This window comes from Lutispora saccharofermentans, from assembly GCF_024363565.1.
Taxonomy (GTDB): domain Bacteria; phylum Bacillota; class Clostridia; order Lutisporales; family Lutisporaceae; genus Lutispora; species Lutispora saccharofermentans.
In genome coordinates this window covers 11,683-36,107 of sequence record NZ_JAJEKE010000022.1, presented here as the reverse complement: position 1 = coordinate 36,107, position 24,425 = coordinate 11,683, and the positions used below count along the sequence as shown (strand labels likewise).

Sequence of the window (24,425 nt, the reverse complement as noted above, 5' to 3'; positions counted from 1 at the left end):
TAGTTTCAAGCAATAAAGAATATGATATAGACAAGCAGGGAAAATTTTACGTTAATATTTGGTTGAATAACAAGCTTGTATGGTATAAAATATAAAGAGCGATGTTAGAAAGGAGATGCATTGATGGGGGGAGACGGAGATAATTTTACTAAGTTGAAGCAGAAGGTTAAAAACCTGAAACAGCAAGCTTCTGAATGGTTTGCAAAATTCAAAGGAAGCATGTCAAAGCTAGACATAAAAAAGACTTTGTCTAAGTTTAATATAAAGCCGGCCACAGGCAATAAAAAATTTACTATGAAAGTGGTCAACACCAAAAGATTTATGGCAACAGGAGGGGCTTTAGTTGTCATATTGATAACCATTACATATTTAATCTTTGCCAATACAGCCTTTGGGATAATGATTAATGGAAAACAAGTAGCAAAGGTAAAGGATAAGAAAACAGCAGAAGCTGCTATTGAAGCGTTAAAGCAAGAATTTGAAAAAGAAAATGATGCGGCAGTCGCCTTTAAGGACCAGATTTCCTATGAAAAAATAAGGGCTTCTAAAAAGGAACTTTTAGCAGGCAGCACATTAGAGGGCGAATTAAAGAAGCATATGAGCTATTCAGTAAAAGCTGCTGTAATATATGCGGATGATAAGCCTGTAGTCACCTTGAAGACAAAGGATGAGGCAGACAAAGTTTTATCGGATGTAGAAGAATATTTTCTCAAAGGCCTGGATCGCAGCGGAGTGAAGGAAACAAGCTTTTTTGAGAAGGTTGAGATCAAGGAAGAGTTCGCTGATGTTTTAAGCTCTATGACCAGAGAAGATGCAATGAATTTCATCATAAAGGGCACCAGCGAAATACGAGTACATAAGGTTGAGTCAGGAGAGAGCTTTTGGAGCATATCAAGGAAATATGACATAAGCATAGAGGATCTGCAGAAGGCTAACCCCGGTGCAAACCCTGAAAAGATTAAAATAGGCCAGGAAATAAACCTGGTGGTCCCCAAGTCTTTGATCAGAGTAAAAACTGTTGAAGATGTTACATATATCGACAAGATACCATATGAGCAAAAGCTGGAGCTCAGCAGCAGCATGTATAAGGACCAGACTCAGGTAAGAGTAAAGGGAGAATACGGCGAAAAAGAAATCAAAGCCGAAGTGACCAAGGCAAACGGCATTGAAACCGGAAGAGTTGTCTTGTCGGAGAAGATAATAAAGCAGCCTAAGGATCAGATCTTGGTAAAGGGTACCAAGGATCCTCCTCCTAAAAAGGGCACCGGAACTTTTTCTACCCCTACCAGGGGAAGCATAACCTCGCGATACGGCAGCAGATGGGGAAGACTCCATGAAGGAATAGATATTGGAGCTCCCGTAGGCACTGCAGTAAAGGCTGCCGATGGAGGCGAGGTCATCTTTACAGGCACAAGCGGAGGTTATGGAAAGCTGATAAAGATTGATCACGGCGGAGGCTTTGTCACATATTACGGCCACCTGAGCAAGATAAGCGTCAAGGTAGGCGACAAGGTATATAAGGGACAAACGATCGGTGCAGTGGGAAATACAGGCAGGAGCACCGGACCTCACCTGCATTTTGAAATAAGGAAAAACGGCAGTCCGGTCAATCCGACGAAATATTTATAAAAAGACTTGTTGTGAAGCCTGAGCTTGCTGATACAGCAGCTATAAGTAGAATGGTATGTATATTTGAGCACAAATATACATACCATTTATTTAGCTATACAAGCAATAACATCCATGTATAGTCACGTATAGTATATAAAAATTGCCAATGACACTAATTCACTGAACCTAAGAAAATCCTACGCTTCCCAAAGGTCATCTGTGACCTGGAAAGCTTGCTCGGCATCCGTGCCTCGCCTACGGCTTTTCTAAGGTTCAGCTCATAAGGGCCATTGGCAATTTTTATATAAGCATACTTAATCTTAGGTTCGTAACTCTCATTCCTGTGTGATATGGCATTAGAAAATACTTCAGTGTCTTTCTGTGTTTCCCGTAACCTATGACCTAAAAGGAATACCCAAGCTCTCCAAACTTAAAGTTCCTCTATTTTTTCAAGCTTTATATAGCCTTTCCCCTGTGATTGCTTAAGAGCTCCGAAGGATGCACAGCAAACCTTCAGCAGGCTTTTTACATCATCGGGAGAAAGCTGCGGATTTTTTTCATACAGCATAGCTGCAATACCTGCGGTCAAGCTTGCAGAAGCAGATGTGCCGATCAGGCTTTCTGAAGGAATGCAGCCCGGCATCACCAGGTCCGGCTTGTCAATATCCCCTGATGCGGGGCCCCGGCTGCTCCAAGAGGAAACAGAAGGCTTCTCACTCCCTGTATCCATTGCACCTATGGTCAATAGCTTCGGATTATGTCCGGGGCTTGTTATGGTAGCTGCCTCCGGACCGAAGTTTCCTGCACAGGCAACTACAAGCAGCCCGCTTTTCCACAGCGCTTCTGCAGCGGCAGTCAGAATATCAAAAGCATCATCCTTTACCTTTGCACCAAAATTCAATACCGCAATTCTTATATTATGCTTTTCCTTTAATTCTAGAATCCAATCCATAGAAGCGATGATATCCGAGTAGAATCCATGGCCGCTGATGTCGAAGGCCCTGGCACATATTATGCCCGCCATAGCAGCCGGCACGGATGCGGCTGCTATGGCTGCAGTCCCATGGCCGCTGTCATCAAAAGGGTCCTTTCTGTCCGCTATAAAATCCTTAAAAGCAAGTATCCTCCGCCTTGGTTTTGTGAAAGCCGGCAAGGGCTTTACACCTGTATCTATAAAGGCCATGGATACGCCCCGGCCGTTTAAAAGTCGGGATTGCACGGCGATGCCGCTATTTACGCTCTCTAACTGGGGAATGATCCTTCCCATGATCTCGGCTTTATCGTCATAATAAATTTTTTTTATTTCGACGAGAGCTTTAAGGCTGTCGAAATTTCTGACAGGCAAGCTTCCGCAAATACATTTCAGAAAATTGACTTCATATTTAATTTTAAAGCCCATCCGGCTTAATCTTCTTTTGGTAGGATTGTCTATGTAATGCTTCAATTGAAGAATCAAAGGTATATTTTTCACACCCTTGATAGATATTGCATATTTTATTTCAGGATCAATCCTTCCGGGAAACGTAAAAAATTTTTTCATAGAAATCCCCCATTGAAAAAATAAATGATATAATATAATATGCCTGCAAATATTAATAGGTGAATAATATCGAGCTTATCAAAAGGAGAGGATTATCATGGCAGCATTGGATTTCAAATGCGATGATTGCGGTGAGAAATTTTTTGAGATAGTGAACTCATATAATAGAGATAAAGTGGTTTGCCCCAAATGCCAAAGCAAAAATGTAAGACAGGTATTTGAAGGAAAATGCCAAACCGGTGGTTCTTCAAAGGGCGGCAGCGGCTGCGGCGGAAGCTGCGGAACTTGCGGCGGATGCCACTGAGAGCCTTTTTAGCATCTACTTGCACTTGATCTTTTGGCAGATTTTTCGTCATACTGCGTTAAATTTTCTTGGAATACCACCAGTATTCCTTCGAAAATTTGCCTTGTCTGACGAAAAATCTGCTCAAAATCTTAAGTACTCGCAGACACTAAAAAGGCTCTAAAAAATACCAGTTAAGTTGACATAAAATTTGTTGTATAATATATCTGTGGTGATGCAGATATGAAAAAAAGATTGTTTAAAACATATATAGTGCTGACAATATTGCTGGCGCTATTTTTTTTAATGGACAGCAGGACATACATTCTTGCAAAGTCAACAGGCTATAAAGCTTTGAAGGTTTTCGAATATTATAAGAGTACGGAGCTTTCATCCAGCATAGAAGAAATGAATAAGCCTCACTTTATATTGAAAAGCAGGGGTGCTGATGAAAAAACGGTGGAAGAACTGGGAAGCTTGCTGGAAAAAAGCTATGATTTGGTAGGAAAAGAATTTGATTATTATCCAACTAAAAGCATTCCTGTATTCGTCTATGGAAGCATGGAGGAATTTTGGAATTATAATAAGGCTCTGGACGGAGAAGCTGTTATGGGTCTTTACAATATGGGCGTGATTCATTTAGTGGTGCCCGAGGTTTTTGACTTGACTTTGGAGCAATATGAAACAAACGGCCCGGTTCTTCATGAGTATACTCATTTGGTTGTGGACGAGCTGACGGGAGGAAACCTGGAAACATGGTTTACCGAAGGACTGGCCTTGTATCAGGAATACAATGTTTACGGCACCGAATGGGGACAGTTTATGGATTCTAAGGATGAATACTCATTGGAAGATCTGCGCGGCAATTTTATGGCGTTGGACAGCGACAAAGCCTACAGAAAATCTTTCCTGATAATAAAGGATATTTATGAGAGAAAGGGAAATCGTGAGGTATTGAATTTATTAAAGGAATTGAAAGCAGGGCATGACTTTTATAAAACTTTTGCTTCCTTATCCGACAGCTGATCGTCGCTAACTCATATAAAGGTTGGTCAGCCCCAATAACCTATTCTAAAATCCGAGGATTAAGAATATTGTTAATATCAGAAAAAGCCCAAAAAAGAAAACAGGCCCCTGCCTGTTTTCCAGCATCCGGGGGGACACAAATTGGTTTTGTATCAATTGTATTTTTAGTATCTGAATTCATTATATGACATTTTTTTCCCTAATAACATGCGAAAACTGGATTATTTTTCTAGGAAAATAGACCTAATACGACAAAAAATTTAATGCTTTGCACATATATGGATTAAATAGTACAATAGAAATAAAAAGGATTAAGGTAAACTTAGCGGCAGTGATGCCGAAATAATATATAAATTAAAAAGGGGTATCGATGTATGAATAGCAAGATATTAGTTGTTGACGATGAAAGGCCAATAGCAGATATAATAAAATACAATCTGGAGAAAGAAGGCTATAAGGTTTTCATTGCAGAGGACGGACAGCAAGCTATTGACAGTACATATGAGCACAAGCCTGATCTTATAATTCTTGATATAATGCTTCCGGTTATGGACGGCTTTACTGTATGTAAGAAGCTCAGGGAGAACATAAATACTCCAATAATAATGCTGACTGCAAAAGAAGAAGAAGTGGACAAGGTACTGGGTCTTGAGCTCGGCGCAGATGACTATATGACCAAGCCCTTCAGCTTCAGAGAGCTGTTGGCAAGGGTAAAGGCCAATATAAGAAGAGTAAACTTCTTAAATAATGGCGCAGAAGCCGGGGGCCAGATAATAAAATCAAACAATCTGGTCATCGATCTGAATAAATACGAAGTGAGAAAAGAAGACAGGATAATTGAGCTCACTCTTAGAGAGTTTGAATTGTTAAAATATTTAGCCCTCAATGCGGAGCAGGTGTTTTCCAGGGAGACCCTGCTGGAAGAGGTTTGGGGATATGAGTATTATGGCGATGTCCGAACCGTAGATGTTACTGTGAGGCGGCTCAGGGAAAAAGTTGAGGATGATCCCAGCAATGCCAAATATGTTCAGACCAAGAGAGGTGTAGGTTATTATTTCAGGAGGATTTAACATATGTTAAAAAGCATCCAATGGAAGCTTGTAATAATTTATGTCCTGCTGGTATGGCTTGCCATGTCCATAATCGGCCTTTATATAGTGCAGGCTGTTGAGAAAGACCAGATCAGCAATGTGGTAAGCAATATAGAGTCAAAAGCCGATGACCTTTCATTTTCATTGAAAGATATGATGGCCATCGGAGCCTATGATGTGCAGGACACTGTAGACAATTGGTTCAATGGGCGGGGCGGCCAAATTCAATCTGTTTATGTTTTTAATAAGAATGGCAGGTCTTTGGCTCATAGCGGCGAAGAGCTGCCCATGGAAGACGGCTGGATGATCAGCAGGGCCCTGAAGGGTGAGAGGGTCAAAGACTTAAACGACTCTGCAGATCTAAAAAACAATTATAAGAGCATAGCTGTCCCTATCACTTCTGACGGCAGTGAAGTCATAGGCGCAGTTTACCTTAATATGGGCCTTACTTCGATAAATGACTCCATATCCAATATTAAGAATATACTTACCAGCGCTACTATATGGGCGCTGTGTTTCACCGTGCTTTTGGGAAGCATATTGGCCAGAACTATAACAGGACCTATCAAGGAAGTAACCTCAAAGGCTGCGAAGCTGGCAACGGGAGACTTTGAACATATAATCCCCGTCAGATCCGACGATGAGGTGGGGAAGCTCACGGAAATGTTTAACTATCTTACAGTCAGATTGAAGACCACTCTGAATGAGATGAATAATGAAAAAAGCAAGATGGAGACCATTCTCACTTATATGACTGACGGTGTTGTTGCCGTAAGCTCGGAAGGCACAATAATCCATGCAAACCCTGCGGCTTTTGAATTGTTTAAATTAACTAAAATGGATGTGGAAGGGAAGAACTTTGATGATGTAGCAAATATGCTGAGCCTTCCTTTTGATGTGAAAAGCTTATTCCAAGATGAGGCAGAGAAAAGCAACCTCATAAGTAACGGAGACTCTACAATAAGATACAGCATTGTGCCCTTTAAGAATCAAGGCGCTGAAACTGCCGGTGCAATAATAGTGCTGCAGGATGTAACCGAGCAGGAAAACCTGGACAGGATGAGGAAAGAGTTTGTAGCAAACGTTTCTCATGAGCTTCGAACACCCCTTACAACCATAAAAAGCTATACAGAAACTCTGCTGGACGGAGCTTTGGAAGACAGGGATATGACCTTGAGGTTTTTAAATGTGATAGATAGCGAATCCGACAGGATGACAAGACTGGTGAAGGATTTATTGATGCTGTCCAAATTGGACTATGATAAAACGCAACTGAATATGAAAGAAATAGATCTGACAAAAATACTCGGCGACTGTGTTTATAAGATGGATATATCCGCAAAGCAGAAGCATCAAAGCATCTCTTTGGAAATCAATGATGAGATCCCGCAAACAATAGGTGATAAGGATAGAATCGAGCAAGTTATGATCAATATAATCAGCAACTCAATAAAATACACGCAGGAAAAGGGAAAAATTTATGTATCAATGTGGAAAGAGGCAGAATATATTTATATAAAGGTTAGGGATAATGGTATAGGCATACCAAAGAAGGACATGTCAAGATTGTTTGAGAGATTCTACAGGGTGGACAAAGCGCGTTCCAGAGGCCTTGGAGGCACTGGCCTCGGGCTATCCATTGCAAAGCAGATAGTGGAAGCTCACAACGGCCAGATTCAATTAGACAGCGTATATGGAGAAGGTACTTGGGTCACGGTTATACTCCCGATTGTATCAAGTGTAAATTAACCTTAATTTGACTGTAATACTATTGTAACAATCATATTGTATAATGATATTGAAATAAATTGATTATGGTTAAAAATTTGGGGGGAAATCCAATGCGCAGCAGCAAGCATCTAAAATTTGTTTTGACCTTGGCTATGGTATTTGTTTTCACATTATCTTCTTTTACTGGCGTGTACGCCAGAAGAGCAGATGATCCTATACCTGTTTTTGATTTTGTCAAGGGTATTGAAGAAGAAATACAACCTATAAAATATAGCAACAAGGACCTGACCATCAAGGGAAAAGCATTGGAAGGAACCAAAATTGATATAAGCACATTCTGGTATAAACCAAATAATGAGAAGACTATTATCCATAAAAATAAACCTATAGATGATGAAGCTGATGATAGCTCCGGAGAATGGATACTGCAGACCAATAAAAGCTGCAAAGTAGGTATATCCGGAATTTTTGGAGTATCCGTGACTATTAAGTCCGGGAAAAACAAAATAGTTGTTGAAGCCGACGACGGATCATCCTATGAATTGGAAGTTGAGTATGTTAATAATGAAGAAATAACTGAAAAGATAAACGATATACTTTTTAAAGATCTTGACTTAGAGATAGTAAACTAAAAATGTGTTTGAGGAATGGTAAAAATTGAAGCGGGAAAAACTCAAATCTGCAACTCTTTTTTGTCTTGTGCTGATAAGCGTAATATTGACTACCCAAATATGGTTAGATATATCCATTGAGGGTATTTTTATTATGTTTAAAAAGCAAGAAGTGAATTCTAATGAGCTCCTAAGCTCTAATAATGACAAGGCAAGTCTGATAAAACCCGAGAAGCTCATATTAAATAATAACGGCAAGCATACTTTGCTTCTGAATGAAACAGAGATCGGATTGATCTATGATAGGATTTTGGAAGATACCAAGAATATGCTGGCTATAATTTTCGAGTCCAAGGAAGGCATCGAATCAGAAAAACATTCCATGGAATTTATGAAAAATTTAAGGACCGGACGTACCATTGAATTAGAATACCCCTTTGCCTATGATTACAGAATTTATGCAAATATGCTGGGAGTTGCCAAAGCGCAATGGGAGGAAATAAAAACTATAGATAGTGTTTTAGTAGGTTATGATAGCAATGCAGTTTATATAGTGGACAAGACATCCGACAGCATATATGAATTCCGCTCAAAAGCATTAAGGAGCAGCATCAGAGTTATGGTGGATATGATAAACAGAAGCAAGACTTATGCCTATATGTTCTTAAATGAGGTAGAACCTGAGAAATATGGAGAAAATGTTCTCATCCCTATCAATATAGAAGATACACATACCATGGCCAAACTTTCTTCGTCTGCAGAAACTGACGATGACAGCTTTGAAAGCATTGCGGCGGAGTTCTTCGGCCGAGATCCTTCTACGCTAAGACGCATCGTAGACCCTTCAGGCACAGTTGTATACACCGATGGGGAAAGAAGGGGAGGAATAAGGATGAGCAAAGCGGGAGTTATTGAATATGTGAATTATTCCACTCAATCTAAAAATCAAAAGGACGACTTTACTGTACTGGATGCTGTAAATATAGCCACAAACTTTGTAAACAGCCATATGGGCTTTCCTAAGGATTCCTATATTTCTTCCATAGAGCAGGTGGCAAAAAATAATAAATTATATAGCTGCACTATAAGGTATAATTATAGATATGAAGGAGTTCCTATAATAAATGACGAAACAATAATGGATAACCCTATAGAGATTGAAATAGTAAACGGAGAAGTTAAAAGATACAAGAGGGTTGTTAAAGATATTAAGATGACAGGTGAAGGAAAGATCATTAAAAATCCTCTTGATGAAATAATAGATATAGTTTTGAAAAGGCTGAGCTACGATAAAAATATTGATATTGATGATATTAAGATAAAGGATATACAATTGTCATATTTTGAATACAAATTAGAAGGCACAACTTCTATGATACCTGTGTGGGTTATAGAAGCAGGAGGCGATACCGGAGTGGCAGGCAGGTATATATTGAATGCAGAATCGGGGGTAATACTTTCCGAGCCATATTAATGTCCTCATTTTGGTTAGGGGGAATTCTTATGAATTGGTCAAAAGCTAAAACCATACTCATCGTTGTATTTCTGATAGCAGATATTTTTCTGCTTTATGAATCATATTTAGGACCCTTGGCGCTGAGAATGGCAAGGGATAAGGAGAATACCAAGGAAATTGTGGATTATCTGGAAAAGCAAGGTATATCGGTAAAAAATGCTATTCCTAAGCCCGGCTCACCCAAGACTGCTCTCGATGTAAAATATAAATATTTCGACGAGCAATATGCTATGAAAAATTTTTTTGATGGCTTAGAGGATGTTGATGTAAAGAACTACGATGACAGAATAGTGATGGAGAATAAAGATATCTACGTAGAGATCAATGGAAACGTAGAGTTGATATATACAAATAAAGCCCTGATTGAGGGGCAAACAGGATCTTTTGATGAAGGAGAAGCCCAAAAGAAGATAGAGGCATTTCTAAAGAAGATGGGGATAAATCAAAAGGACAGATATAGCGGGATAAAAAAAATGAAAAACGGCTATCTGGAAATGAACTGCAGCCAGGGATATAAGGGTACTTTTTTGGATAGAAGCTGTCTGGAGATTCAGGCAACTGATAAAGGCGTGGTTTCTATGAAAATGCTATGGTTTGAAACAGTAAATAATGGGAAGGCTAAAAAGGAAGTAATACCTCCGGTAAATGCTTTGATGAAACTGTCAGAGCTTTATAAAGATGAAGAGCAAAATATAATCGTATTGGATATGAGCTTAGGATATTATTTCAATACAGATGTAGAAGATGTAAAAGAGTTTGATGTAACTACCGTAAAAGAAGGAACGGCCATACCTGTATGGAAGGTTATAACAGACACGGGGAAAATATACATAAATGCCTATAATGGCATAGTTGAAAAAAATTAAAAAGTAGTGCAAAATATTAACAGTATGGTATAATATAAAAAGCTTTTAATTATAAATTAAAAGCTTTTATTGTTGGCTATATTATAAAAGAATTTTGATAATGCTATAATATATGAGACGGTATTATGCATGTTTTAACTTTAATTACAATTGATAAGGAGTAGAAAACAATTGGATAAGTTAATTATAGAAGGCGGTCATGCACTGCAAGGAGAAGTAAACATAAGCGGAGCCAAAAATTCCGCTGTGGCAATACTGCCTGCAGCACTGCTGGCAGGAGCCACCTCTACCATTAAAAACCTTCCCGATATAAAAGACGTAGCAAATATAATGGATATTCTTATTCAACTGGGAGCAGACGTAAAAAGAGACGGACGTGACAGGCTTATAATAAATAGCAGCGGCATAAGTACATATAAAGTAGACTTCGAACTTTCAAAAAAATTAAGAGCTTCTTATTACTTCATCGGGGCTTTATTGGGGCGTTTCAAGAAAGCGGAGGTGCCTTTTCCCGGAGGATGTGACATCGGGGTAAGGCCTATCGATCAACACATTAAAGGTTTTGAAGCATTGGGTGCCAAGATAACCATTGAGCACGGCATAATCAGAGCCGAAGCGGATGAACTTATTGGTGCTTCTATATTCCTGGATGTAGTAAGTGTCGGGGCAACCATCAATATAATGCTGGCAGCCTGTATGGCTAAAGGCACTACCACCATAGAAAATGCTGCCAAGGAGCCTTATATAGTTGATACGGCAAACTTTTTGAATGCCTTGGGAGCCAATATCAAAGGTGCAGGTACAGATGAAATAAAAATAAAAGGCGTGGAGCGGCTGGGCGGATGTGAGCATGCCGTCATACCTGACCAGATGGAAGCAGGAACCTATATGATAGCTGCTGCGGCCTCAAAGGGCAATGTTCTTATAAGGAATATAATACCTACCCATTTAGACTCCATCAGCGCTAAGATGAAGGAAATGGGAATCGGAATAATAGAAAATGGAGACTCTCTCAGGGTAGTAGCCAATGGCAGGCCAAAGGCAGCCAACATAAAGACAATGCCTTATCCCGGCTTTCCTACAGATCTGCAGCAGCCCATGAGCGTTCTTTTGTCCATTGCAAATGGTACGGCCATAATCAATGAAAGCATATATGACGGCAGATTTAAGCATGTGGATGAGCTGAAGAAAATGGGTGCCAAGATAAATGTTGAGGGAAGAATTGCCGTAATAGAAGGCGTAAAAAAGCTTTCCGGATCGCCGGTGTGTGCCACAGACCTCAGAGCAGGAGCTGCCATGGTGGTGGCAGGATTATGCGCAGAGGGCGAAACAGCCATCAGCAATCTCATTCATATAGAAAGAGGCTATGAAAAACTGGAAGACAAACTTCTGGGCCTTGGAGCCAAAATAAGAAGGGTTTCTGAAGAAGATTGATAAAATCTTAATTAAATTTGGCATAGATCATTAGGTTCGGTCTATCGCCTTTTTTATATATAGCGTGAAAAAGATTTTAAAGCAATATGTATACTGACTGATATAAGATTCAATTGTGAAGGAGCTTACAGAGTCTTAGCTCCGGAGCATAAGGTGAATTGTTCCACAGGAGCAAGAGAGGATGCCCTGGGGCATTTGCAATCGTTATCAGTCAGTATAACAGCTATGGGGGTCATTATGATTACGAAATTTTGTTCTATTGCCAGCGGAAGCAGCGGAAATTGCATATATGTAGGCAATGATGAATCAGGCCTGCTGATAGATGCTGGAGTAAGCTGCAAAAATATTTTGGAGAACTTGAAAAATATAGGGATCTGCACCAGTTCAATAAAGGGAATTTTGGTAACCCATGAACACTCAGACCATATGAAAAGCATAGGGGCTATGTCCAGAAAGCTTAACATACCCATCTATGCCAATGCCAGGACCTGGGAGGCACTGGGCGGCGGCATAGGGACTGTGAAAACGGAAAACATAAGGATCTTTGATACAGGAAAGGAGTTTTGCATAGATGACGTATGCATTTCCCCATTTTCTATTTCTCATGATGCTGCCGAGCCTGTAGGCTTTACCTTTTCTTTTGGCGGCGAAAAGCTTGGACTGGCTACGGATTTAGGCTATTTCAGCCAGACTGTGAAGGACGCTTTGAAGGGTGCACATTTTGTAATGCTTGAAGCAAATCATGATGTGGAAATGCTCAAGGTGGGAAGTTATCCGTATTTTTTGAAAAGAAGGATACTCGGGGAGTTCGGGCATTTGTCCAATGAGGCATCGGGCTATGCAGCCTGTGAGCTTGTGGGGCTGGGCATCAAGCAGATAATGCTGGGGCATTTGAGCAAGGAAAATAATTTTCCCCAGTTGGCATACGAGACAGTTAGAGGTATTATGGAAGAAAAGGGCATTTCAGTCCAAAAGGATGTGACCCTTGATGTAGCGCCGAGAAGCTCAATAAGCAAGGTATTCACCGTATAGCTGCTGCAAATAGGGATAATACGGCTGTATAAGGTATATCATATTAGTAATATAATGCAAAAAAATCCTCCTTCAGGATGACATTAAAGCAGGATTTTATAGCCATTGCAGCGGAAGATTCCGTGTAAAGCCGTGTTCCCCGTAACCTATGACCCCAAAGGAATAGCCTAATACCAGAGGCTAGTGGCTAGAGACTAGAGGCATAAAAAATACTGCGTATTTTTTATATAAGAAGGTGATATATATGGATAATTACCCCGGCAATTATGGACCTCCCGAAGACTTCAGAAGAAAGAGCAGAAGAGGAAGCGGTCTGGCTTACTTTGCGGTTGGCCTTATCGGAGCGATAATAGGCGGCTTGATCGTAGCAACTATAGTACCCGCATATTTTTACAGCAAATACACACCTGTTCCTAACAGCAGCGGGGGCAGTATTGCGCAGCAAATAGTGATCAACCCTAAGGAAGAAATCACTGTGGCAGGGGCGGTTGCAAAGAAGGTTATGCCTACTGTTGTTGGGATAAGCACCATATCGGTTCGCAAGGACTATTTCTTTGGCACCAGATATACGGAAGGGGTAGGCTCCGGCGTAATTGTGGACTCTAGAGGATATATACTCACCAATTCACATGTGGTTGGAGACAATAGAAGTAAGCTCACCGTATTTTTAATTGACGGCAGGGAGCTGGAAGGCAAGGTATTATGGCAAGATGCAGGTCTGGACCTGGCAGTGGTAAAGGTTGAGGCCACCGATTTGACCGCTGCGGAGCTCGGCGATTCGGATAGCCTTGGAGTAGGCGAAATCGCTATTGCCATAGGCAACCCATTGGGCTTGAGATATGAAAGGACTGTAACTCAAGGGATCGTCTCAGGATTGAACAGAAGCATAATGGTGGACCAAAGCACCATAATGGAAGACCTGATTCAGACCGATGCAGCAATAAACCCGGGTAACAGCGGAGGGCCTCTCATCAACAGCAAGGGCCAGATAATAGGCATAAATACGGTAAAAGCTTCGGCGGAAGGCCTGGGATTTGCAATACCCATAAATGTTACCAAGCCGGTAATAAAGCAATTCGTCGAAAATGGAGTCTTCAATCCGCCATACTTGGGCATATATACCCTGGACAGAGAAATCGTCGGATATTATGAAACCGATATAGTAATCAAATCCGGACTGTATATACACGAGGTTATCAAAGGCTCTGCAGCGGAGACCGCAGGGCTTAGAGAAGGAGACATAATCACTCACATAGACAATGTTGAAATAAATACTATGCTGAAGCTCAGGAGTGTTTTGTATAACAAAAAACCCGGAGATACAGTCAATATAAAATATCAAAGAAACGGCAAAGAATATGAAACCCAGGCCGTGCTCCAGGGGCGCTAAGAATCAGCAGGGATGGTTCTTTTGGCTTCTCATAAAAGAGGTGGATCTGATGAATATCAATATAATAGCAGTTGGAAAATTAAAAGAAAAATATTTAAAAGAAGCCGTTTCGGAATACTCCAAACGGCTTTCAAAATATTGCAGGCTGGATATAATTGAAGTCTCTGACGAAAAGGCTCCGGAAAATATGAGCCAGGCGGAAGAAGTGGCAGTAAAGGAAAGAGAAGGCCAGGCAATATTGAAGCATGTGAAAAGCGATACCTATGTGATAGCTTTGGCCATAGAAGGCAAGATGCTCTCCTCTGAAGCCTTAGCTGATTTTATCAACGATCTCGGTATAAAGGGGAGAAGCAATATAGCTTTTATCATCGGCGGCTCCCTGGGCCTCAGCGATGAAGTGCTCAAAAGAGCGGACTTCAAGCTGTCCTTTTCGCCTATGACCTTTCCCCATCAGCTCATGAGGGTGATACTGCTGGAGCAGATATATAGAGGGTACAGGATTAATATGGGGGAACGGTGATTTACCGAATACATGACTCCAAATTAGTCGTGTTTTTCATGTGTTATGCTAAGAGCAGAGGGAAAACACAAGAAGGAGGCATGTTATTATGGGTAAAATAGCAATATATACGAGGGTTTCCTCGGCACGGCAGGCGGCAGATGATGCTTATTCCTTAGATGTCCAAAAAGAGAGATGCATTTTTCTTTTGAAAAGCAAAGGATATAATGATGCAGATATTGACTTCTTTTGTGATGCTGGAATATCTGGAACAACTATACTAGAGAGAGACCAATTGAAAGAACTGCTGGAAAAGTTAGAAAAGGGGCAGTATGACGGGATTTGCTGCTATGATTTAAGCCGCATCAGTAGAAGCATCAGCCATACACTTCAGATTTTCAAATTATTGAAGGAAAATAATTTAAGGCTTTACACCTGTGATGGCGCTTTTAATGGAGATATAAATGGGCAAAATGCAAAAATTATGGTAAGTATTTACAGCATGCTCAATGAGTTATTTATTGACCAACTTAGGGAAAGGGTAATTGACGGTATGAGCAAGTCCGTTGAAGCGGGGAATTATTTTGGGGGACCACCTCCCTATGGATACAAATATGAGTATTTCTCAGTAAAACAAGAGAATAACTTTCAAGAAAATCAAAACAGCAAAACAAAGAAAAGAGATATAAAAAAGAGGCTTATTATAAATGAAGAAGAAAAACCTATTGTGGAATTGATTTTTACTTTATTTGTTAAGGAAAAGTATAGTATAAAAAATGTAGCCCAGCACCTAAATTTACATGGTTATAAAACAAGGGAGGGAAAACAATTTGCAACTGCAACTGTTCAAAAAATTCTAGAAAATCCTGTATACTGTTCAAGACTTTTTTGGGCGAAACGCAGGCAGAAGAAAAAAACAGAAGAAGGTGTACGGGTTTGGGAAAGGAAAAGTATATATGATATCAACTTTTATGATTTGCCAGTCGGAAATCATGAAGCGATAATCTCAGAAGATATTTTTCTTGAAACATTAGAACGTTTGCGCAGCAGAAGAAAAGTCCGAATGAATCAAAATACAGCAGAAGCCATGCGGGGGATTACAAAACAGCAATTTGATGATGCCAATAAAAAAATGTTTATAAATATTTTAAGATGCCCTGGATGTGGTGGAGGAATGACATCTTCCCTACAGCCTGCACCCAAATTGGCAAATGGTAAGAGAGGAAAAGCAAAAGTATATTATAAATGCAATAGTTTTAATGCAGGTAAGAATTACTGCGATGGCTATTATTCGGTACAAGAAGAACGGGCGTTTGAACTCATAAAAGAAGATTTTTTTAAACGGCTTAAAGAAGCATTTATGTTAGTTAAAGAGTATCAGCAATATATTTACGAAAAATACGGAACTAATGAACAAATGCTTTTTGATGCAGAAATTGCTAAACTTAAAGAAGAAATCAAGATACTTGAAAAGAATAAAACCAGGTTAATATCAAAGATAGACAACCTGATTGAACGCCAACTATTAGAGGATTCTGGAACTCTTAAATACGAAAGACTTCAGAAAATGATAAATGACACAGAAATTGATATTGCAAAAGTTCAACAACTAATAACAGAACAGCAATATAATATCAAACAAGCAGAAAGGCGCAAAGAAGCACTGTTAAAGGAAAGCAAAGAGCAAGAGCAGTTTGACAATATAGAAGACTACTTTAATTCATTATCACTGTTGCAAAAAAGACAACTACTTGAAAAAGTTTATTCAAGGATTGTAATAAACACTATCAGTAATGCAAGATACGGACCTAAAAGATTAGAAATAAAAGAAATTGAATGTAATCAGTATTCCAGTACTGTAGGGCTTTGTAAGATTCTTGGAGTTCAAGATTTCAAAGAGTTTAATAATTACCTAAAATCAAAGGGAAAAGAATTAAATCTTTTAGAACAATATTACGGTGATGCAGAAGAGTACATGAAAGACATAGAAAAAGCAAATGTGAGTAGCAGGTTTTGGAATTATATAGAAGAATTGGATGCTGTTAAAGATAAATATAACGATGAGTTCATAGAACAATTTATTAATGAAAGTTTAGAGAAAACCGGACAAGTATCAGAAATGACACTTGATGAAATAATTCAAGACTTTGATAAAACATATGAGGAATTTAAATTTAAGTATTTTTTAAAAAAAGTACTGCAAAATGATAAGGCTCTTACCTAAATAGGTAAGGGCTATTTATTTTTATTCTAAAAATTTTAAAAAATTTTTTTGAGAAAAACACAAAAATCTAGACAATGTTAAAAACCAGGCAATTGCTTGTATTTTGATAGTATTTTTATTTTACCTGCAAATGTGTTTTCTTAAGAGAAAACAAAATATCATTTTTGACTTAAAAAAGTAAATTTTTTCATGTGATATAATATGCCTTAATGAAAGGAGAGGGCGTATTATGGCTAATACAAATTTGGAAAACTTTTTTGAACAAATATGGGATAAAAAGATTGACTTAAGTGAAGCAGACTTTAATTTAAAAACTTTAACTGCTATTTTATATCTAGGAAGATATCAAATTAACCGAGGAGATGACAGAATAACTTTTAATTTTCATCAAATTAGAGAATTACTTAATCTTGATGATTCTGTAACTATTAATCAACAAATAGAAAAAGCAATTTTTCAATTATATTTTAAGCCATTTAAATATTATAAACTGATAGGTAACTGTAGTTGGTATGTGCGTGTTATAAGGATAATTATGAAATCGTCAGATGATACCGACTTTAAAAAAGAATGGGGTGTTATAATTGATAGTGTCCTTCTGGAACATATTTTCCAGTCGTATTTTAAAAAAATATTAATACCAAATCAGTTTTTCTTAAATTATCATTTATTAAGTGATGAGGCTATTAAACTGTATTTTTCTATGACACTCCAAGAGCAACTTGCTGGAAATAAAGAATGGAGAATTGATGAAATTATGAATTTCGCCAGTATTGGTAAATCAACATTTTATCGAATCATAAAAAATATAATACAGTTTGATTTAATCAGAAAGCACGCAGGTAGTCGCAGAACACAGGAAAAAGCGATTTATAGAATAAATAAAAATCTTAAACACAATAATGGTTATACACCGTTTGAAATAGAAACAATAAATAATATGCTTAATAACGCAGAAAAGAAACTTACAAATGGAGAAATAAAATTATATTCCTATCTATGTTATTTAACAGGTGGCAAAGGGGAGATTAAGAAAAGCCAAGCGGAGATTGGAAGATTAATTGGTAGAAAAAGAAATACAATATCAGAGTTGACAGATGTTCTTCATGAAAAAGGATATATTATGAAAGAAACATATATTGGAGAAGATAATCAGACACGCTGTCGTTATATTATATAAATAAGGTATACTCGTATATAAGCGGAAAGGAGGACAGGAAAAAGATTTTGGTTTTATCAATAGATACCGAGTATACATCACTGCTTTCTCGGATATTTAATAGATTTTATCGAAGTATTTGGAATAATAAATGAAAAATATACTGTGAACGGTGATGTATATAAAATATGAAAGAAAAGAGGTAAGGAGATATGGAGGGTACTTTTGAAGATACACTGCCAGAACATCTGAAAAAAGTAGAATTAATAGCAGAAATGTCTTGTACACTGCAAATTGTAAAGAGGTTAAAAGAAATAGGCTTTAGTGTGAAACAAATTTTAAAGACGATTGAGTTGCCCGAAAGTGCTGTTTTGAGGGTTTTTGATGGTAAAGAAGACATTAGAAAAATAGCAATAGATACTGTAAAACAGCAAATAGCAGAAAATGACGGTAAAATCCCGGAATGTAGGGACTTTATAAAATGGGTAGAAAATGCATTACAGTATTTTGAGACGGAAGGAGATAAAGAAGAACTGATACCATTAGCAGAACCGCAGAGGCTCACTTGTGAGCAGTGGGCACAGTATACTCCATATGAAAACAAACTGGAACTTTTTGATGGAGAAGCGCTGGCAGACTTAAGAGAACGGGAAAATATGATAATTGCTTTAATATACAACATCGGGCTGAAGCACTTAATTAAAATACTGCCTCCAGAATCTAAAACAATCTTAAAAGAACTATTGGATGAGCAATAGTTAAAATCGCATATTGCCTTATGAATTTGATTCTATATAAAAATACTTAATGATTTAATCGGATTTGTAAAGAAGCAAAAATAATACTAAAATACTTGAAATAACTCCTTATGATTTACTACTCTATTATTACATCATTATTACCTCCATTAAGGATAAACATAATAATTGAATAAGGCATTCAATGTAAAAAAGGCATTTTTATAATGTCTTTTTTACATTTTCAATTCAATATACTATTTTAATTTCTAATTCTTGGACATTTATGATAAAATATTGATAAATGTGACATCTATGTTTCGGATTTAAGTATTGGGAACGGGGTGATATTGGTGAATAAGAAGGATTTATCTGAAAGGGATATATGTTCCAAGTACATAACACCATCCTTGATAAATGCAGGATGGGATTTAGAAAGACAAATTAGAGAAGAAGTGTCTTTTACTGACGGGAGAATCATTGTCAGAAAAAAACTGGTTACAAGAGGAGAAAGGAAAAGAGCGGATTATATTCTATATTATAAATCCAATATACCTCTTGCTATAATAGAAGCAAAAGACAATAAGCATCCAGTAGGGGCTGGTATGCAGCAGGCATTAAATTATGCAGATATTCTGGATATTCCTTTTGCATTTTCAACTAATGGAGATGCATTTTTGGAACATGACAGAACTATTAGTGTGGGCAGTAAAGAAAGAGAAATACCACTTAACCAGTTCCCATCTCCTGAAGAATTATGGAATAGATATAAAAAAGCAAAAAGAATCTCCGAAAGAGAAGAAGCAATTATTGCGCAGGAATACTATTTTGAACTAAATGGCAAAAGCCCAAGATATTATCAGCGTATTGCCATAAACAGAACAGTAGAGGCAATTGCCAAAGGTCAAAATCGAATTTTGCTTGTCATGGCTACTGGTACAGGGAAAACCTATACAGCCTTCCAAATTATTTATAGGCTTTGGAAGTCCAGGTCTAAAAAGAGAATCTTATTTTTAGCCGATAGAAATATTCTGGTAGACCAGACTATGGCAAATGATTTTAAATATTTCGGCGATAAAATGACGAAAATCACCAATAGAAAAATAGACAAGGCCCATGAAATTTATTTAGCCCTATATCAAGGAATTTCAGGTGAAGATGAATTTAAAAATGTATATAAGCAGTTCTCGCCAGAGTTTTTTGATTTGGTCATAATAGACGAGTGCCATAGGGGAAGTGCCAAAGAAGATTCTGCATGGAGAGAAATATTAGAATACTTCCATCCAGCCACTCAAATAGGGCTTACGGCTACACCGAAGGAAACAAAGGATGTGTCAAATATAGAATATTTTGGTGAACCTATTTACACCTACTCACTAAAACAGGGAATCGAAGACGGTTTCCTCGCCCCATATAAAGTTATAAGAGTATTGCTGGATAGAGATGTAGAAGGGTATAGACCGGAAAAAGGGAAAAGAGACAAGTACGGCTTTGAAATTGAAGATAGAGAATATAATATAAAAGATTTTGATAAAAACTTAGTCATCGAAAACCGAACAGAGATTGTTGCCCAAAAAGTATCTGATTACTTAAAAAAGAATAATTCCAGATTTGCCAAGACAATTTTCTTCTGTGTAGATATTGAGCATGCTGAGAGAATGAGGCAGGCGCTTGTCAATGAAAATGGAGACTTAGTAACAGAAAATCCTAAATATATTATGAGAATCACAGGTGATAACGAAGAAGGCAAGGCTGAACTGGATAATTTTATAGACCCAGCCAGTAAATACCCTGTTTTGGTTACAACGAGTAAACTTATGACTACAGGAGTAGATGCCCAGACTTGTCAGTTCATCGTTTTAGATGCAAATATCAATAGTATGATTGAGTTCAAACAAATTATTGGCAGAGGCACAAGAATAAGAGAGGATTATGGCAAACAATATTTTACCATAATAGACTTCAGAGGAGTCACTAAATTATTTGCAGACCCAGATTTTGATGGAGACCCTGTAAGCGTTAAAACGACTACAGGAGAAATTCCTACGGAGGAAGAAGAAACTGTAGATGGTCAAGGGGAATTAGGCGGAGACCAGGAATCTGAAGGAGATTACGGAGGGGATATTCCTCCTGAAATTATAGATGGCGGAGATATTAATGAAATCCCAGCCAAGTATTATGTAAATGATGTTCCTGTAAAGGTAATACATGAAAGAGTTTATTACTATGACAAGGATGGCAAACTTATAACAGAGTCATTAATATCTTATACCAGAAAAAATATAAAGAATGAATTTAAAACCCTTGATGAGTTCCTCATAAAATGGAATGAATCAGAGAGAAAGGAAGCCATCTTAAAAGAATTAGAAGAAAGAGGAGTACTCCTTGAAGAACTGAAAGATGAAGTTGGAAAGGATTTAGACCCATTTGATTTGATTTGCCATGTAGCCTTTGACATGCCTCCTCTCACAAGAAAAGAGAGGGCTAATAATGTAAAGAAGAGAAACTACTTTACAAAATACGGAGAAAGTGCAAGGGAAGTATTAGAAGCGCTTCTGGAAAAGTATGCTGACGAAGGAATTGAAAATCTTGAGAATTTAGAGATACTCAAGGTTCCTGATTTTAAAAGATTTGGTTCTCCTATTGAAATAGTTAAACGCTTTGGTGGAAAGAAAAAGTATTTAGAAGCCATTAAAGAATTAGAAAAGGAAATATACACTGCATAGATTAGGAAGGTGATGCACAGATGTCAATATCAGCAATTATAAAAGCAGTTCAGGATATTATGCGCCAGGATGCTGGGGTAGATGGAGATGCTCAAAGGATTTCCCAACTTGTTTGGATGATATTTTTAAAAGTATTTGATGCAAAAGAAGAAGAATGGGAACTAATGGATGACGATTATACCACAATTATTCCAGAAGGATTGCGCTGGAGAGATTGGGCTGCAGATGATGAAGGTATTACAGGCGATGAACTTTTAGATTTTGTAAACAACAAACTTTTTAAAGGGTTAAAAGAAATGGAATTGGATGAAAACAGCAATCCAAAGGCCTTTATTGTAAAGGCCGTTTTTGAGGATTCCTATAACTATATGAAATCTGGAACCTTAATGAGGCAGGTAATCAATAAGTTAAACGAAATAGATTTTACGACTCAAAAAGACAGGCATTTATTTAATGACATTTATGAAAGCATATTAAGGGATTTGCAAAGCGCAGGAAACGCAGGAGAATATTATACACCAAGGCCTGTAACCCAATTTATGGTTGATATGGTTAATCCACTATTGGGGGAAAAGGTTTTAGATTTTGCTTGTGGGACAGGTGGATTTTTAGTATGTGCCTTAGAGCATTTGAAAAAACAAGTAAAGAATATAGAGGATGAAAAAACATTACAGGAAACCATACTGGGTATTGAAAAGAAACCCTTACCCCATATGTTAGCAGTAACCAATTTGATTTTACATGATATAGATAGCCCAAAGATAAGGCATGATAACTCTTTAACTCGCAATGTAAGGGATTATAAGCCTGTAGACAAGGTTGATATTATCGTGACCAATCCACCTTTTGGCGGAATTGAGGAGGATGGAATCCAGGTTAATTTCCCACAGCAATTCCAGACAAAGGAAACTGCGGACCTTTTCATGGTGCTTTTGATGTATTTATTAAAGGATACTGGAAGAGCAGCAATTGTACTGCCTGATGGATTTCTCTTTGGAGAAGGTGTAAAGACTACCATAAAAGAGAAGTTGCTTGAGGAGTTTAATCTCCATACAATAGTAAGACTTCCTAATGGCGTATTTGCACCTTATACAGATATTAATACTAATCTTTTGTTCCTTGAAAAGGGAAAACCGACAAAAGAAATTTGGTTCTTTGAGCATCCATTGCCAGAGGGATATAAGAAGTATACAAAGACTAAACCAATAAGACATGAAGAGTTTGAACTTGAAAAACAGTGGTGGAATAACAGAGAAGAGAATCAATATGCTTGGAAGGTTAGTATAGAGGAGATAAAGAGCAGGAATTATAATCTGGATATAAATCACCCATTAAAAACAGGTAATAATGAACTAAAAACCCCTAAAGAATTAATAAAAGAATTAGAACGAAACGTTACTAAATCAATAGAATTATTGCAGAGTATGAAAGAAATATTGGGGGAAGATGAATAATGGGAATTGAACTTGTAGAATTATCTAACCTTTTAGAATATCAAAAAGAATTTATCACTATAAATGATGAAGAAGAGTATAAAAGGTGTACAGCAAAACTTAATTGTAAAGGTATTGTTTTAAGAGATGTTATAAAAGGTAAAGATATAAAGACGAAGAAACAGCAAGTTTGTAAGGCAGGACAATTATTGGTAGCGGAAATAGATGCAAAAGTTGGAGGTTATGGTATAGTTCCTTCTGAATTAGAAGGGGCTATTGTTAGTAGCCATTACTTTCTCTTTAATGTTAATGAAGAAAAGTTGAATCGTTTATACCTACATTACTATCTAAAAACAGATGACTTTTTTAACCAAATAAAGCCTCAAGGTACAACAAATTATGCTTCAATTCGACCCAGAGATGTCTTAAAAATAAAGATACCATTACCTTCTTTGGAGAGGCAAAAGGAAATTGTAGAAAAATTAGAAAGGTTCTTTAAAAATAAAGAATTGTTTGATAAACAAAATGAAAATAATGCTGAAATACTTAATAAACTCCGACAAAGTATCCTTCAAGAAGCCGTGCGGGGAAAACTTGTGCCACAAGACCCTAATGATGAACCGGCAAGTGTTCTTTTAGAAAGGATAAAAGAGGAAAAAGAAAGGCTGATAAAAGAAGGTAAAATTAAGAAAGAAAAGCCTTTGCCACCTATTTCAGAAGATGAAGTTCCCTATGAAATGCCGAGAGGATGGGAGTGGGTGAGATTAGGGGAGATAAGTGCTATAGTAGGTGGCGGAACACCGAAGACGAATATAAAAGATTATTGGGAAAATGGTGATATTCCTTGGTTGACACCAGCAGATTTAAGTAACATAAAAGGTAAATATATTAGCAAAGGAAGACGAAATATAACTAAATTAGGCTTAGAAAAAAGTTCAGCACAATTGATGCCTAAAGGGACAGTATTATTTTCTAGTCGTGCCCCAATTGGATATACAGCCATAGCAAGTAATCCATTATCAACAAACCAAGGATTTAAGTCCTGTATTCCATATGTAATGCAAATGAATGAATATATTTATTATTATTTGACTTATTCGGCGAAGAAGATAAATGAACAAGCATCAGGAACTACATTCAAAGAAGTATCTGGTTCGGAAGTTGCGAATTTTCTATTGCCTTTACCTCCACTAAGGGAACAAAAACGCATTGTAGAAAAAGTAGACCAATTAATGGCCTTATGTGATGAACTTGAAAGGAACATCGAACAATCAAAAAAAGACAGCGAACTGTTAATGCAATCTGTTTTGCAAGAAGTATTTAAAGAAGCATAGCAAAAAGACTTTCGGGTAACCCTGAAAGTCTTTTTGCTTAGATTATTTTAAAGAATAGAAATTTTTGAAGAAAAGGACCTTACAACTTGGACACTATGCGCTATATTTGTTATGAAGCAATTATAAAAAAGTAAACAATGCCTACTTGTACTGCTAATAAATTGCTAAGTAATGTCCAACAT

The 24,425-nt window shown here is 37.6% G+C and carries 19 protein-coding genes; 18 read left to right on the top strand and 1 reads right to left on the bottom strand.

Going from position 1 to position 24,425, the window contains the following annotated elements:
- Nucleotides 1-123: 123 nt before the first annotated feature.
- A complete protein-coding gene (locus LJD61_RS20415; RefSeq protein ID WP_303740824.1) occupies nucleotides 124-1,629 on the top strand; it encodes a M23 family metallopeptidase in 1,506 nt (501 codons plus the stop codon).
- A 412-nt stretch (nucleotides 1,630-2,041) separates the two neighbouring features.
- Here the strand turns inward: LJD61_RS20415 and LJD61_RS17975 are convergent, their stop codons facing one another.
- Nucleotides 2,042-3,151, bottom strand: coding sequence for a S8 family serine peptidase (locus LJD61_RS17975; protein ID WP_255228938.1), 1,110 nt, complete (start codon nucleotides 3,149-3,151; stop codon nucleotides 2,042-2,044).
- A gap of 97 nt (nucleotides 3,152-3,248) precedes the next feature.
- Here LJD61_RS17975 and LJD61_RS17970 point away from each other — a divergent pair, with 97 nt between their 5' ends.
- From LJD61_RS17970 to LJD61_RS17890, 17 genes are all read left to right on the top strand, one after another.
- Nucleotides 3,249-3,455: an FmdB family zinc ribbon protein gene (locus LJD61_RS17970; protein WP_255228937.1), complete on the top strand. Its 207-nt coding sequence runs from the start codon at nucleotides 3,249-3,251 to the stop codon at nucleotides 3,453-3,455.
- Between the two features lie 222 nt (nucleotides 3,456-3,677).
- The gene (locus LJD61_RS17965; RefSeq protein WP_255228936.1) at nucleotides 3,678-4,460 is read left to right on the top strand and encodes a peptidase MA family metallohydrolase; all 783 of its coding nucleotides are present in this window, start codon (nucleotides 3,678-3,680) and stop codon (nucleotides 4,458-4,460) included.
- Nucleotides 4,461-4,834: 374 nt separating this feature from the next.
- Nucleotides 4,835-5,530: a response regulator gene (locus tag LJD61_RS17960; protein WP_255228935.1), complete on the top strand. Its 696-nt coding sequence runs from the start codon at nucleotides 4,835-4,837 to the stop codon at nucleotides 5,528-5,530.
- A 3-nt stretch (nucleotides 5,531-5,533) separates the two neighbouring features.
- Entirely contained in the window at nucleotides 5,534-7,300 is a 1,767-nt protein-coding gene (locus LJD61_RS17955) for an ATP-binding protein (RefSeq protein ID WP_255228934.1), read from the top strand.
- Nucleotides 7,301-7,392: 92 nt separating this feature from the next.
- Nucleotides 7,393-7,914: a hypothetical protein gene (locus tag LJD61_RS17950; RefSeq protein WP_255228933.1), complete on the top strand. Its 522-nt coding sequence runs from the start codon at nucleotides 7,393-7,395 to the stop codon at nucleotides 7,912-7,914.
- A gap of 25 nt (nucleotides 7,915-7,939) precedes the next feature.
- Nucleotides 7,940-9,367 (top strand): two-component system activity regulator YycH, encoded by a 1,428-nt coding sequence (yycH, locus tag LJD61_RS17945; RefSeq protein ID WP_255228932.1) that lies wholly within the window; start codon nucleotides 7,940-7,942, stop codon nucleotides 9,365-9,367.
- A 29-nt stretch (nucleotides 9,368-9,396) separates the two neighbouring features.
- The gene (gene yycI / locus LJD61_RS17940; protein ID WP_255228931.1) at nucleotides 9,397-10,275 is read left to right on the top strand and encodes a two-component system regulatory protein YycI; all 879 of its coding nucleotides are present in this window, start codon (nucleotides 9,397-9,399) and stop codon (nucleotides 10,273-10,275) included.
- 171 nt (nucleotides 10,276-10,446) lie between these two features.
- Complete coding sequence (locus LJD61_RS17935) at nucleotides 10,447-11,709, top strand: UDP-N-acetylglucosamine 1-carboxyvinyltransferase (RefSeq protein ID WP_255228930.1); 1,263 nt, start codon at nucleotides 10,447-10,449, stop codon at nucleotides 11,707-11,709.
- A gap of 237 nt (nucleotides 11,710-11,946) precedes the next feature.
- Entirely contained in the window at nucleotides 11,947-12,741 is a 795-nt protein-coding gene (locus LJD61_RS17930) for an MBL fold metallo-hydrolase (RefSeq protein ID WP_303740823.1), read from the top strand.
- 244 nt (nucleotides 12,742-12,985) lie between these two features.
- Complete coding sequence (locus tag LJD61_RS17925; RefSeq protein WP_255228929.1) at nucleotides 12,986-14,131, top strand: S1C family serine protease; 1,146 nt, start codon at nucleotides 12,986-12,988, stop codon at nucleotides 14,129-14,131.
- A 49-nt stretch (nucleotides 14,132-14,180) separates the two neighbouring features.
- The gene (rlmH, locus tag LJD61_RS17920; RefSeq protein WP_255228928.1) at nucleotides 14,181-14,651 is read left to right on the top strand and encodes a 23S rRNA (pseudouridine(1915)-N(3))-methyltransferase RlmH; all 471 of its coding nucleotides are present in this window, start codon (nucleotides 14,181-14,183) and stop codon (nucleotides 14,649-14,651) included.
- Between the two features lie 88 nt (nucleotides 14,652-14,739).
- Nucleotides 14,740-16,854: a recombinase family protein gene (locus LJD61_RS17915; protein WP_255228927.1), complete on the top strand. Its 2,115-nt coding sequence runs from the start codon at nucleotides 14,740-14,742 to the stop codon at nucleotides 16,852-16,854.
- Nucleotides 16,855-17,083: 229 nt separating this feature from the next.
- Nucleotides 17,084-18,034, top strand: coding sequence for a hypothetical protein (locus LJD61_RS17910; RefSeq protein ID WP_255228926.1), 951 nt, complete (start codon nucleotides 17,084-17,086; stop codon nucleotides 18,032-18,034).
- A 191-nt stretch (nucleotides 18,035-18,225) separates the two neighbouring features.
- The gene (locus LJD61_RS17905) at nucleotides 18,226-18,771 is read left to right on the top strand and encodes a hypothetical protein (protein WP_255228925.1); all 546 of its coding nucleotides are present in this window, start codon (nucleotides 18,226-18,228) and stop codon (nucleotides 18,769-18,771) included.
- A 332-nt stretch (nucleotides 18,772-19,103) separates the two neighbouring features.
- The gene (hsdR, locus tag LJD61_RS17900; protein WP_255228924.1) at nucleotides 19,104-21,476 is read left to right on the top strand and encodes an EcoAI/FtnUII family type I restriction enzme subunit R; all 2,373 of its coding nucleotides are present in this window, start codon (nucleotides 19,104-19,106) and stop codon (nucleotides 21,474-21,476) included.
- 20 nt (nucleotides 21,477-21,496) lie between these two features.
- Nucleotides 21,497-22,930: a type I restriction-modification system subunit M gene (locus LJD61_RS17895; RefSeq protein ID WP_255228923.1), complete on the top strand. Its 1,434-nt coding sequence runs from the start codon at nucleotides 21,497-21,499 to the stop codon at nucleotides 22,928-22,930.
- Entirely contained in the window at nucleotides 22,930-24,243 is a 1,314-nt protein-coding gene (locus tag LJD61_RS17890) for a restriction endonuclease subunit S (protein ID WP_255228922.1), read from the top strand. Before LJD61_RS17895 ends, LJD61_RS17890 begins: the two co-directional genes overlap by 1 nt.
- The last annotated feature ends 182 nt before the right edge of the window (nucleotides 24,244-24,425 follow it).

What these genes read in the sequence shown, in the direction of transcription:
- LJD61_RS20415 (WP_303740824.1), top strand. Translation starts at nt 124, where the DNA reads ATGGGGGGAGACGGAGATAATTTTACTAAGTTGAAGCAGAAGGTTAAA.
- LJD61_RS17975 (WP_255228938.1), bottom strand. Translation starts at nt 3,151, where the DNA reads ATGAAAAAATTTTTTACGTTTCCCGGAAGGATTGATCCTGAAATAAAA.
- LJD61_RS17970 (WP_255228937.1), top strand. Translation starts at nt 3,249, where the DNA reads ATGGCAGCATTGGATTTCAAATGCGATGATTGCGGTGAGAAATTTTTT.
- LJD61_RS17965 (WP_255228936.1), top strand. Translation starts at nt 3,678, where the DNA reads ATGAAAAAAAGATTGTTTAAAACATATATAGTGCTGACAATATTGCTG.
- LJD61_RS17960 (WP_255228935.1), top strand. Translation starts at nt 4,835, where the DNA reads ATGAATAGCAAGATATTAGTTGTTGACGATGAAAGGCCAATAGCAGAT.
- LJD61_RS17955 (WP_255228934.1), top strand. Translation starts at nt 5,534, where the DNA reads ATGTTAAAAAGCATCCAATGGAAGCTTGTAATAATTTATGTCCTGCTG.
- LJD61_RS17950 (WP_255228933.1), top strand. Translation starts at nt 7,393, where the DNA reads ATGCGCAGCAGCAAGCATCTAAAATTTGTTTTGACCTTGGCTATGGTA.
- yycI (WP_255228931.1), top strand. Translation starts at nt 9,397, where the DNA reads ATGAATTGGTCAAAAGCTAAAACCATACTCATCGTTGTATTTCTGATA.
- LJD61_RS17930 (WP_303740823.1), top strand. Translation starts at nt 11,947, where the DNA reads ATGATTACGAAATTTTGTTCTATTGCCAGCGGAAGCAGCGGAAATTGC.
- LJD61_RS17925 (WP_255228929.1), top strand. Translation starts at nt 12,986, where the DNA reads ATGGATAATTACCCCGGCAATTATGGACCTCCCGAAGACTTCAGAAGA.
- rlmH (WP_255228928.1), top strand. Translation starts at nt 14,181, where the DNA reads ATGAATATCAATATAATAGCAGTTGGAAAATTAAAAGAAAAATATTTA.
- LJD61_RS17915 (WP_255228927.1), top strand. Translation starts at nt 14,740, where the DNA reads ATGGGTAAAATAGCAATATATACGAGGGTTTCCTCGGCACGGCAGGCG.
- LJD61_RS17910 (WP_255228926.1), top strand. Translation starts at nt 17,084, where the DNA reads ATGGCTAATACAAATTTGGAAAACTTTTTTGAACAAATATGGGATAAA.
- LJD61_RS17905 (WP_255228925.1), top strand. Translation starts at nt 18,226, where the DNA reads ATGGAGGGTACTTTTGAAGATACACTGCCAGAACATCTGAAAAAAGTA.
- LJD61_RS17895 (WP_255228923.1), top strand. Translation starts at nt 21,497, where the DNA reads ATGTCAATATCAGCAATTATAAAAGCAGTTCAGGATATTATGCGCCAG.
- LJD61_RS17890 (WP_255228922.1), top strand. Translation starts at nt 22,930, where the DNA reads ATGGGAATTGAACTTGTAGAATTATCTAACCTTTTAGAATATCAAAAA.